This window comes from Hydrogenophaga sp., from assembly GCF_041633695.1.
Classification (GTDB): domain Bacteria; phylum Pseudomonadota; class Gammaproteobacteria; order Burkholderiales; family Burkholderiaceae_C; genus Hydrogenophaga.
In genome coordinates this window covers 1-10,252 of sequence record NZ_JBFJMY010000139.1, presented here as the reverse complement: position 1 = coordinate 10,252, position 10,252 = coordinate 1, and the positions used below count along the sequence as shown (strand labels likewise).

The 10,252-nt window shown below is 64.6% G+C and carries 10 protein-coding genes; 4 read left to right on the top strand and 6 right to left on the bottom strand.

The window, feature by feature from the left end; translation table 11 throughout:
- Positions 1-149 precede the first annotated feature (149 nt).
- Positions 150-734 carry a GNAT family N-acetyltransferase gene (locus ABYB95_RS10565; RefSeq protein ID WP_372658462.1) on the top strand — a complete coding sequence of 195 codons (585 nt, stop codon included), beginning with the start codon at positions 150-152 and terminating at the stop codon, positions 732-734.
- 100 nt (positions 735-834) lie between these two features.
- Here ABYB95_RS10565 and ABYB95_RS10560 read toward each other — a convergent pair whose 3' ends face one another.
- Complete coding sequence (locus ABYB95_RS10560; RefSeq protein ID WP_372658461.1) at positions 835-1,719, bottom strand: LysR family transcriptional regulator; 885 nt, start codon at positions 1,717-1,719, stop codon at positions 835-837.
- A gap of 100 nt (positions 1,720-1,819) precedes the next feature.
- On the opposite strand from ABYB95_RS10560, the gene bla reads away from it, so the two are divergent.
- Positions 1,820-2,695 carry a class A beta-lactamase gene (bla, locus tag ABYB95_RS10555; RefSeq protein ID WP_372658459.1) on the top strand — a complete coding sequence of 292 codons (876 nt, stop codon included), beginning with the start codon at positions 1,820-1,822 and terminating at the stop codon, positions 2,693-2,695.
- Between the two features lie 212 nt (positions 2,696-2,907).
- Here bla and ABYB95_RS10550 read toward each other — a convergent pair whose 3' ends face one another.
- The 5 genes from ABYB95_RS10550 to ABYB95_RS10530 all read right to left on the bottom strand — a co-directional run bounded on the left by ABYB95_RS10550 (position 2,908) and on the right by ABYB95_RS10530 (position 8,040).
- Entirely contained in the window at positions 2,908-4,185 is a 1,278-nt protein-coding gene (locus tag ABYB95_RS10550; RefSeq protein ID WP_372658458.1) for a HupE/UreJ family protein, read from the bottom strand.
- Positions 4,182-5,381 carry a hypothetical protein gene (locus tag ABYB95_RS10545; protein ID WP_372658457.1) on the bottom strand — a complete coding sequence of 400 codons (1,200 nt, stop codon included), beginning with the start codon at positions 5,379-5,381 and terminating at the stop codon, positions 4,182-4,184. The genes ABYB95_RS10550 and ABYB95_RS10545 overlap by 4 nt, the downstream gene beginning before the upstream one ends.
- A gap of 154 nt (positions 5,382-5,535) precedes the next feature.
- Positions 5,536-5,793, bottom strand: a complete 258-nt coding sequence (locus ABYB95_RS10540) for a hypothetical protein (protein WP_372658456.1) — start codon at positions 5,791-5,793, stop codon at positions 5,536-5,538.
- A 22-nt stretch (positions 5,794-5,815) separates the two neighbouring features.
- The gene (locus ABYB95_RS10535; RefSeq protein ID WP_372658454.1) at positions 5,816-7,402 is read right to left on the bottom strand and encodes a DUF4331 domain-containing protein; all 1,587 of its coding nucleotides are present in this window, start codon (positions 7,400-7,402) and stop codon (positions 5,816-5,818) included.
- Positions 7,403-7,560: 158 nt separating this feature from the next.
- Positions 7,561-8,040: a PEP-CTERM sorting domain-containing protein gene (locus ABYB95_RS10530; RefSeq protein ID WP_372658453.1), complete on the bottom strand. Its 480-nt coding sequence runs from the start codon at positions 8,038-8,040 to the stop codon at positions 7,561-7,563.
- Positions 8,041-8,410: 370 nt separating this feature from the next.
- Between ABYB95_RS10530 and ABYB95_RS10525 the strand changes: the two genes are divergently transcribed.
- The gene (locus ABYB95_RS10525) at positions 8,411-9,562 is read left to right on the top strand and encodes an L-lactate dehydrogenase (protein ID WP_372658452.1); all 1,152 of its coding nucleotides are present in this window, start codon (positions 8,411-8,413) and stop codon (positions 9,560-9,562) included.
- An 18-nt stretch (positions 9,563-9,580) separates the two neighbouring features.
- A complete protein-coding gene (locus ABYB95_RS10520) occupies positions 9,581-10,114 on the top strand; it encodes an anti-sigma factor domain-containing protein (protein ID WP_372658451.1) in 534 nt (177 codons plus the stop codon).
- Positions 10,115-10,252 lie beyond the last annotated feature (138 nt).

Below are 10,252 nucleotides of genomic sequence, written 5' to 3'. Positions count from 1 at the left end.
CACCGCAAGCGGCTGGGCTGAAAGCCTGGTTCTGCACCCTCCTGGTGTGGCTTGCCACACCCGTAACAAACCGTACACAATCGCCCAGAGCCGAACAACGGCCAACAAAGCGGACAACAAGTACAACGCCACCCAGGGAGGGCAGCCACATGAACGACGCAGACGCACAGCTGCGCCCGTTGTTTCACATCCGCATCGACCGCGAACTCGCGCACCCGCAGGTGCTGAACCTGCTGCGCGAGCACCTGGCTGGCATGCACGCCGCGTCACCGCCCGACAAGGTGCACGCGCTGGACCTGAGTGGGCTGCGCGTACCCGAGATCACATTTCTGACGGCCTGGCGCCACGCGCCCTCCGATCCCCCCGATGCCCCGCCCAGCGGTGCAGGCGAACTGGCCGCCATGGGCGCCCTCAAGGAACTGGCGCCCACCTCCGCCCTTGAGGGCGGGCACGGTGAACTCAAGTCCATGCGCACCGCCGTGCGCTACCTGCGCCAAGGCGCCGCCCACACCATCCTCACCGAACTGCTCGCCATCGCTCGGCAACGTGGCTATGCGCGCGTGAGTCTGGAGACCGGCTCGACGCCTGCGTTTGGGCCGGCGATTGCGATGTACCGGCGGTTCGGGTTTGTGGAATGCGGACCGTTTGCGGGTTACCGGGAGGATCCGTTCAGCCGTTTTATGACGATGGCGCTAGAGCGAACATGCAAGAACAGCTCCAACAACTGTGTTTGAAAGGCAAATGGCAAGACCTCGTATCTTCCCCCAATCACCCAATCCGGGCGGAGGACATTGGGGGAGTTGGCCTGGCCTCCAAGCTTGGCGCAATTGGGTGCTAACGCGCGACTTGTGCCGCGCGTACTCCCTGAGTTTGCAGCTCCATCCACTCTTGAAACGCCTTCATGGCCGCGCTCTTGCGCCTCGTCTTCATGCGCGTGAGCCAGTAGCCGCCCAGGTCGACCTCGACATTGAACAGGCGCACCAGCCGACCACTCTGCAGGTCGCGGCCGAACAGCATCAGCGGCAGCAACGCCACGCCCGCACCCTGGGCCGCAGCGTCGGCCAGCAACAGGGATGAGTCGAACATCGGGCCAGTGAGCAAGGGCGAGCGAGCGCCGGCCGCTTCAAACCAATGAGGCCACTCGTCCGAGCGGTAGGAGCGCAACAGCGTTTCGCGCGCCAGATCTCCCACCACACGAATACGGTGCGCCAACGACGGCGCACACACTGGCGCCAGTGGCGCGGCCAGAAGGTGCTGCGCCTGCATGCCGGGCCACTGTCCATCGCCAAAACGGATCGCACAGTCCAGCCCTTCGGCGGCGAGGTCAATGCGGTTGTTGTGTGTGAGCAGCCGCAGCTCGACGAAAGGGTGCCGCGCCTGGAACTCGCTCAAACGCGGCAGCAGCCAGCCGACCGCGAAGGTGCCCACCACGCCGACCGAAAGCACCTCGCGCTTGTGGGCCCCCTTGAAGGACTCCAGCGTGGCCGATATGCGCGCGAACGCATCCACCAGTGTGGGCAACAGTGCCATGCCCTCATCGGTCAGCGCCAATCCACGCGACACCCGGCGGAACAGTGGCTTGCCAAGACGCCCCTCCAGATTCTTCACATGTTGGCTCACGGCGGTCTGGGTGAGGTTGAGTTCCTGCGCGGCGCGCGTGAAGCTCAGGTGCCTCGCCGAGACTTCGAAAGCGCGCAAGGCGTTGAGTGGCAGATCCATGGATACCCCAAGTTTTTCTTTGGTGAAACCTCGATTATTCCCATTTGAGTGCTGTGGCCCAACTCCCTACGATGTGGGCTCTTTCACAAGGGAAAACACCATGGATCGACGCACTTTCTTTCTGACCCCCGGCGCCGGGCTGCTGTGTAGCCTGAGCGGACTGCCCATCAAAAATGCAAGGGCAGACTCGGGCAATCTGCTAGACGCCCTGCGCGACATCGAGGCCACCGCCCGAGGCCGCCTGGGTGTGCACTTCATCGACACCGCCACCGGTCGTGAGCTCGGCTGGCGTTCGGACGAACGCTTTCTCATGCTGAGCTCGTTCAAGCTGCTGGCCAGTGCGCTGGTGTTGGCCCGCGCGGACCGCGGCGACGATTCACTGGATCGGCGCATTCGTTACCGCCAGCAAGACCTTGTGCCGTGGTCGCCCATCACCGAAAAACACGTGGGCGGCGACGGCCTGAGCCTGGCTCAGCTCTGCGAAGCGACCATCACCACGAGCGACAACACCGCAGCCAACCTCATCCTCGCTAGCTACGGGGGGCCAGCGGCGCTGACCGCGTTCGCACGCCTGCTCGGCGACACGGTGACGCGGCTGGACCGCACCGAACCCGAGCTGAACTTCCGGTCCACCAGTGGTGATTCGCTGGACACGACCTCCCCCCGAGCCATGGCGCACACCATTGGAAAACTGCTGGTGGGCGATGCGCTCAAACCGTCGTCACGCGAGCGACTGATGCAATGGCTGCTGGCCAACACCACCGGTGGCAAGCGCTTGCGCGCCGGGACACCGGCAGACTGGCGCGTGGGTGAGAAGACGGGCACCGCCGGCAACGATGCGAACGACGTCGGTATCGCGCTCCCACCGCAGCGCGCGCCGCTGATCGTCACCGCCTATCTGGCCGAGAGTGCCACGGATGGTGCGACTCGTGATGCGGCGCTTTCCAGCGTGGGACGCTTGATGGCGCGGCTCTGACGACGCCAGAGCGGGCATCGCGGCCATCGGCCGGGGGGACTGCCCCCCGATCTTCTAGGGCCTGTTCACACTGCGGCACGTTCAAACGCCTCGAGAATGATGCCTCCCAGTGCCCGGGGAACGTCCTGTCCTTGCTGCGGTCCTTTGGTGGGTCGGAAACCGCATCGAGCGCGCCCGTGTCTCCGGTCCAAGGCCCCTCCGGGCGTGGAGCCTCAGATCCGAGCCCAGAACCACCACAACCCCAGGGCGATCAACAGCGCCGAGCCGCCGCGCACCACCACCGCCTGGTACCAGGAGCGGCCCACCAGCGCCTGCGACAGAGCCACCCAGGCCAGCACGGCCAGCAGCTGGCCCGCTTCCACACCCAGGTTGAAACCGAACAAGGCCCAGGGCAGCAAGCCGCTGGGGGCGGCGGCTTCGAGCAGCAGGCCGGCGAAGCCAAAGCCGTGCACCAGACCAAACAACAAGGCCAGCACATCGGTGCGCACCCAGGCCACGGGGCGCAGGTTGAGCCAGGCGGTGGCGGCGATCGACAAGGCGATCACCGGCTCGACCCAGCTGGGTGATGCCTGCGTCAGCCCCAAGGTGGCCAGTACCAGGGTGATGGAGTGGCCGATGGTGAAGGCCGTGACGGTGCGCAACAAGGACAGCCAGACGCTGGCGCCCGCAGCAGGGGTTGCAGCCGCCCAAGCCTGGGCAGCCTGCCGGTGATCGGTGTTGGCCGATGGTGCTCGCACAGGGATGCCACGGGCCCGGGGAAGCAGCAACAACTGCAATGGCAACACCAGGGCCAGCAGGAACGCCAGGTGGTCGTAGCCCTCCAGCAAGTGGTGGGCGCCCAGCAAGAAATAGTCGCGCAAGGCGGCCCAGCGGTTAGCAGCCACCCCGTCGGCAGCGGTACCGGTGGCATCAGCACCCTGGTCTGCACCACGGCCCGAAACGTTTGCCCCGCCCAGCAACAGCGGCGCCTTTTGCAGCGGCGACAGCGTGGTCAACAGATCCTGCCCAGCCACGCGGCCCGTCACCAACAAGCGGTGCGTGGCGTCCTGGTCTTTCAACAAGCTGTAGCTGAAAGCCAGCGCCTGGTTGCCAGGGCACAGGCTTTGCGCCGCCAGCCGGATATAGACGCCATCGCTGCGCCGCTCCAGACCGTCTGACGACCAGTTGATGGCGCAAGGCGCCGTGGTGGCGCTGCGGTCGAGCAAGGCCAGTACCTGGGGCATGGCGGCTTTCACTTCGCCCCAGGTCACGTTTGCATCGGCATTGGCGTCTATCGGTACCAGCAGATCCAAATCCTTGATCGCGACCGCGAGCAAAAAGCGGGTCTGGATGCTGGCCGCCGGGTCCACGGCCGCGCCCGGCCCGGCGTCGGTCTGGCGGATATCCAGATAGGCATCGCTGCCCTTGTGCGCTTGCGCCGTGCCCAGCAGGCCCAGGCTCAGCAGGCCGCACAACAACAGCGCGCGCAACGATGGGGAAACGGGCTTCATGGTTTCACCTGCGGTTGTTTGTTGGAACGCGGGGCCGAAGCGGTGGCGGGCAGTGGAGCGAGTCGGTTGTCGAGCAAGCCCACGGCCTGAATGGCTAGGGTGATCTCGCGCAGCGCCTCGGCATCTTTTGCCCGTTGGGCACTTTGCACCGCCACCCACCAGTCCAGCGGCTCGCGCTGCAACAAGAGGTTTTTACGTGCCAGCGCGAGCGCGCCCTGGGCATCGCCGTCCAGCCACAAGGCGGCCAGGGCGAGTTCGCGGCCATGCAAGAAAGGGTCGTCGCCCCGGCGCAGCAATTCGGTGTTGCGGGTGTTCAGTTCGGCGCGGGCGGCTTTCCACTGCGGATCGCCCAGGCGCTGCCAGGCGGTGGCGCGCCGCAGCAGCACCGCGTCGGTCTCGGGCAAGGGCGCCAGCAGCGCTTGTGCCTGCGCGGTCTGGCCGGTGCGCAGCAACAAGTCGCTGTAGGCGATCGCGGTGTAGAGGTCGGGTTGCAGGGCCAGGCTGCTCTGGTAGGCCTGGGCGGCATCGCCATCGTGGCCCCAGCGCTCCAGGTTTTCGGCCTGCAAAGAGAGCAACCAGCTGCGCTGCCCCGCATCGCCGGCCTGCGCGATCAGCGAGCGCAAGGCTTGCGAGGCCATCGCATGGGCGCCGCCGAGCGACTGCGTTTCCAGGCGGCAGGCAGTGGCATACAAAGATTGCCCGGCGCGCGCCACGGCGTCGCAAGCTCGCAGAGATTCGGCGTAGCGCCCCGACAAACGCTCCAATGCGGCCAGGTTGAGCCAGCCCTGCGCGTGGCCGGGCGTGCGCTGCAAGGCGGCGGTCAAGACGCCGCGTGCGGCTTCGAATTCGTGGCGCCCTTGTTGCACGGTGGCCTGCAACACCGCCAAGTCGGTCGGCGCATCGGCGCGGTCCCACCACGGGGTGAGCAAGGCCTGCGCCCGCCCCCAGTAGCGGGTGTCACCGGTCTGGCGCGCCATGACGATGTCCTGGCGCGCTTGCAATGCAACCGCGCCCGGGTCTGCTGCGCGTGCGGTGGGCGCCTGGTTCGGGGCGGGATTCTGCGGTCGGTTGCGCGTGACCACGGTCAGCACCTCCAGCACTTCGTCGTCGCGCGCCGGTTGCACCTCGGGTGCGGCGGCTGCGGCCAGGTGCAGACCGGCTAGAACCGAGACAAGAATCAGTTGGCGCGTGTGCATGGTGCAGACTGGAGTTGGGTTTGGGGTTGGGGATGTGCCCGCCACTGGCAAGCGACTGCTGGTGTGCGCCCGATGGCGGCCACACACCCCCAGAAAGATGTAAAGCAATGCCCCGGCACGCCTGACTCGCGCGTGATCGGGGCATGGGGGCCGGTCAGATACCGGCGGGAGACGCTGTGTCGTCGGTTGTCAACGTGATCTTGTTGACATCCACGGGATCGCCGTTGCCGTCCACGTTGTTGATCAGATTCTGGATAAAGGCCAGCATCTGATCAACGCTGAGTGTGACATCGGGCGCTACTGGGTTGGGTACGCCGGGGCCGGCCACGCTGGAGCCCCCGCCGCAACCCGCCAGCAGCAAGGCGCTCAGCGCGCCCGCCAGCAAAACCGGTTTGGTGTTGAAGATGTTCATGGTGTTTCCTGGGTTGCAAGCGTCACTGCGCACCGGCGTTCGGGGTATTCAGGTACGGGAAGGTGGACAAGAACGGCACCGTGGCCTGGTCCACCGCGTCGTGGATGTTGGCCGACATGGCGCCCAGCGGCACGCTCGATGCTTTGCAGGCCGAGGTCGCACCGGGTACGCCAGGCACGCTGTTGAGCTTCAAGGCGTCGTTGTCGCCGTTGATCACGCACAGACCACCCAGCATGGCCACGAGTGCGATGTCGACCACGTCGTCCTTGGGGCGGCGGCCGTTGGGGAAACCGGCGTTGTCGGACCCACTGGCCAGCGCGTTGCCCGCCACGCCCAGACGGTTCTGGTTCGCGAACGGCACGGGTGCCACAGCGGTGTTCAGGCGCAGCATTTCAGACGGTGCCGGGTTGACCATGGGCTTGTTCACGCCGGTGATGCCGGTCAGGAACGTCGTGGCGAGATCGGTGCGCGGCAGGTTGGTGGGCGCTACTTCACTGCCCAGCACCAGGCTCAGCAGCTTGGGCAGGGTCGGGTTGGTCACATAGGTCAGGAACTGGGCATCGTCCTTGGGGCTGGAGGCGTTGAACTTGTCCTTGTCGGGCAGGCCGATCACGACTTCGTTCACCAGCGGGTTGCCCAGGCGGGATACCTGGGTCCAGGCGCCACCCACTTTGTCGGCCTTGTTGTTGCCGGCACCGGGGTTGCCGTTGAACACACGACCCTGGCGCAGACTGGCCGTGGTCCAGGCGCCGATCACCGGCTCGCCACCAGCGGTCAGGCAATCCTTGTGCACTTCCAGTGCCAGTGTGGTGACGTTGGCGCCTTGGATGGCGTGCTTGCCGCCCATGCCGGCGGCGTCTTTGTTGGCCGGGTCGAGCAGGAACGAGGCCGGTGCGTTGACCAAGTCAAAGATCGGACCGAGGTTGACCGCAAAGCCTTCCTGGCGTTGGCCGACAAACACCTTGCCCTGGTTTTTGCCCGCCGGGCAACCGGCAAAGGTCACGTTCTGGATGTGTTTGCCCGCGTAGGTGGCGTAGTCGGCAATCGTCTTGGTGCCGATGTTGTCCACCGGCTTGTCGAACGTGGTGCCGCCACCGGTTTTGCTCACGGCCGTCATCGCGCCTTTGCGGCGGTCGCCGCGCACCATGTTGACGGTGAAGGTTTCGTTCACGTTCAGGTTGGCGTCGTTGAGGTTGCTGACGGCGCCGGCCTGGATCAGTGGAATCGCCACGCTGGCGTTGCCGATGCTCAGGGGAATGGATTTCAGCGCGTTCTGGAAGCGGAACTGGAAGGTGATGTCTTCTTTGGCGTCGCCGTTGTTGTCCACGTGGATCTCATACAAGGCGTTCGGGTCCATCTGGAAATAGTTGGGGCCACCGTAGGCGGCTTGCAGCGGCTGGTAGTTGGCCAGCAGGGTCACGTAGTCCGAACGGCCGCCGGTGCCGTTGGGTGCAACGCCTTCGTAGCTGCGGAACATGTAGAAGTCGGTGCCGTCGACTTTGGGGCTGCCGCTGATGAAGGGCGCTTCGCGGTGGCTCGACGCCATGGCGCTGCTGGCGGCCAGCAGCAACAGACAGGCCTTGGCAAGGGGATGGATTTTCAAACGCATGGGGGATCTCCGGTTGTGTCGCAGCAAAGACTGCCTACCGGATACGCACACACACGCGAACTGGATTCAAGCCCGTCGACCTTCCTCTGCAGAAAAGGCGCACAGACGAAAAAAAGCCCCGCCAAGGCGGGGCTTTTTTGAACAAACCGGTCAAAGACTCAGGCTTGCTTCTTCTTGCGTGCAACGGCGGCAGCGGCGAACGCCAGACCGAACAAAGCCAGGGTGCCTGGCTCGGGCACGTTGGACGAAACGACGTCGCGCACGTACCAGAGGTCGGCCAAGTTGGCGCCGGCAGAGGCGGGCAACCAGTGCTGCGACAGGCTGTCGCCGAAGTCGCAATGCGTGAAGCTGGAGTTCCAGTACTGGGCGGCGCACTTGCCGCCGAAATCGGTGTACACCGGCTTGGCGGCCCACTCGGCGTCGGTGGCTTCGCGCCAGCCAGCGTGCAGGCTGGCCTGGTACAAGGTGTTGGAACCGTACCAGTATTCGGAAGTGACAGGCGCGGCCCAGGCCCAGTCGAGTGCGCCCACGGTGATGTAGTCGTTGGCGGTCAGGTCGGTGAGCACGGGGCCTGCAGCGGCGGTACCGGCAAAACCCAGGGAAATGATCGCGGACAGAATGCTTGCTTTGATTTTCATGGTGGTCCTTTTTTTGGGAGGGAACGGGAACGACGACCCGCCGCCTGACACATCTGATTGCAACTACTGTGCCAATTTGTAATTCAATTGAATATTTTCAACAAAATCAAATACTTAAAGTGCATTTCTTGGATTCACCCCAAGTTTCGTCTTTGCAATTTGTAAAAAATACCGACGGTTTTTTGGCGTCAGAGACGGCGTTGCAAGCCTTGCGCACGGACGGCCCAAACCCACCACGCAGAAGAAATTTCAAAGCCCCAACACCCGGTTTCACAATCGCGCTGACCGACTCGCCGCTAACATGGCCGCTCTGTCTGCAGCGACCGCCGACGGTCCGCCTCCTCCCAAAACACCAACGAGACAAGTGCCCATGCCCGTGATCACCAACATCGAAGACCTGCGCGTCCTGGCCAAGAAGCGTGTGCCGCGCATGTTTTACGACTACGCCGATTCCGGCTCCTGGACCGAGAGCACCTACCGGGCCAACAGCGACGACTTCCAGAAGATCAAGCTGCGCCAGCGTGTGGCGGTGAACATGGAAAACCGCAGCACCGCCACCACGATGGTGGGGCAAGCCGCCAAGATGCCGGTCTGCATCGCACCCGTGGGGCTCACCGGCATGCAAAGCGCCGACGGCGAGATCAAGGCGGCCAAGGCGGCTGAAAAATTCGGCATCCCCTTCACGCTGTCCACCATGAGCATCTGCTCCATCGAGGACATTGCGCAAAACACACAGGCGCCGTTCTGGTTCCAGCTCTACATGATGCGCGACCGTCAGGCCATGGCCGCCATGATCGAGCGCGCCCGCCAAGCCCAATGCAGCGCTCTGGTGCTGACACTGGACCTGCAGGTGATCGGTCAACGCCACAAGGACTTGAAGAACGGCCTGACCGCGCCGCCCAAGCCCACCATCGCCAACATCATCAACCTCATGACCAAGCCGCGCTGGTGCCTGGGCATGGCCGGCACGCGCCGCCACAGCTTTGGCAACCTGGTCGGCCATGTGAAGTCGGTCAGCGACATGAAATCGCTCGCCGCCTGGACCAACGAGCAATTCGACCCGCGCCTGTCCTGGGCCGATGTCGAGTGGGTCAAGCAGCAATGGGGCGGCAAACTCATCCTCAAAGGCATCATGGACGTGGAAGACGCCAAGCTTGCGGTGGCCAGCGGTGCCGACGCCATCGTGGTCAGCAACCACGGCGGCCGCCAGCTCGACGGCGCGCCCAGCAGCATCGAAGCCCTGCCCGCCATCGTCGCCGCCGTGGGCGAGCAGCTCGAAGTCTGGATGGACGGCGGCATCCGCAGCGGTCAAGACGTGTTGAAGGCCTGGGCGCTGGGCGCGCGCGGCACCATGATTGGCCGCGCCATGGTCTACGGCCTGGGCGCCATGGGCGAACAAGGCGTGTTGAAAGCGCTGCAAATCATCCACAAAGAACTGGACGTGACCATGGCCTTCTGCGGCCACACCGATTTGCAGAAGGTGGACAAGCGCATTCTGTTGCCCGGCACCTACCCGTCCTGATTTTTTTCCTAGCCTGGTATGTCCGAGCCACCGATCCCACCCAACTCACCGCCCGCCGCTGGCTTTCGCCGTGTCAGCACCTGGTGGCGCGCGCTGTCCATCTTTTTGCTGCTGATCTTGCTGGTGGCCTGGGCCGCGAGCACCAGCATGGTGGCCCAGCTGCAGGCACAGATCCAGCACCTGCAGACCCGACTGGTCGAGGTGCCGCAAGTCACCCAGGTAGCCGTGCTGCTGGACGACAAGCAACTGCCGGCGATGCTGGTGACCTACAGCGCCCAAAACCGCATCCTGCTGGTGCAACGGCTCAACGAAGTGCGCGAAGGCCGAGAAGACAGCATGCAGCTCTGGTCCATCGCTGGCGACGCTGCGCCGCGCTCATTGGGCGTGATCGAAAGCAAGTACAAGACCCTGCAAATTCCCGTGGCCGAAGGCTCGCTCGAAGGCGTGACCTCGCTGGCCATCAGCGTCGAGAACAAAGGCGGCGTGCCCGAGCGCGTGGGCCCGCGCCTGCCCTGGTTGTTCAAAGGCTGGCTGGTGCAGAAGTCGATCTAAACCTTCGAAAACAGACGCCAGCTAAGGCCGCCTTGGCGTTGAAGGGCTATGCGCTCAGGGCGCGTCGATCAGGATGTACCCGCGGTTCTCCACCGTATCGACGCTGCGCAGGCCCATGGCCAGCTTCGCAGCAGACAT

Bases quoted from the DNA above. Each gene is read 5' to 3' on its own strand.
- ABYB95_RS10565 (WP_372658462.1), top strand. From the start codon at position 150: ATGAACGACGCAGACGCACAGCTGCGCCCGTTGTTTCACATCCGCATC.
- ABYB95_RS10560 (WP_372658461.1), bottom strand. From the start codon at position 1,719: ATGGATCTGCCACTCAACGCCTTGCGCGCTTTCGAAGTCTCGGCGAGG.
- bla (WP_372658459.1), top strand. From the start codon at position 1,820: ATGGATCGACGCACTTTCTTTCTGACCCCCGGCGCCGGGCTGCTGTGT.
- ABYB95_RS10550 (WP_372658458.1), bottom strand. From the start codon at position 4,185: ATGAAGCCCGTTTCCCCATCGTTGCGCGCGCTGTTGTTGTGCGGCCTG.
- ABYB95_RS10545 (WP_372658457.1), bottom strand. From the start codon at position 5,381: ATGCACACGCGCCAACTGATTCTTGTCTCGGTTCTAGCCGGTCTGCAC.
- ABYB95_RS10540 (WP_372658456.1), bottom strand. From the start codon at position 5,793: ATGAACATCTTCAACACCAAACCGGTTTTGCTGGCGGGCGCGCTGAGC.
- ABYB95_RS10535 (WP_372658454.1), bottom strand. From the start codon at position 7,402: ATGCGTTTGAAAATCCATCCCCTTGCCAAGGCCTGTCTGTTGCTGCTG.
- ABYB95_RS10530 (WP_372658453.1), bottom strand. From the start codon at position 8,040: ATGAAAATCAAAGCAAGCATTCTGTCCGCGATCATTTCCCTGGGTTTT.
- ABYB95_RS10525 (WP_372658452.1), top strand. From the start codon at position 8,411: ATGCCCGTGATCACCAACATCGAAGACCTGCGCGTCCTGGCCAAGAAG.
- ABYB95_RS10520 (WP_372658451.1), top strand. From the start codon at position 9,581: ATGTCCGAGCCACCGATCCCACCCAACTCACCGCCCGCCGCTGGCTTT.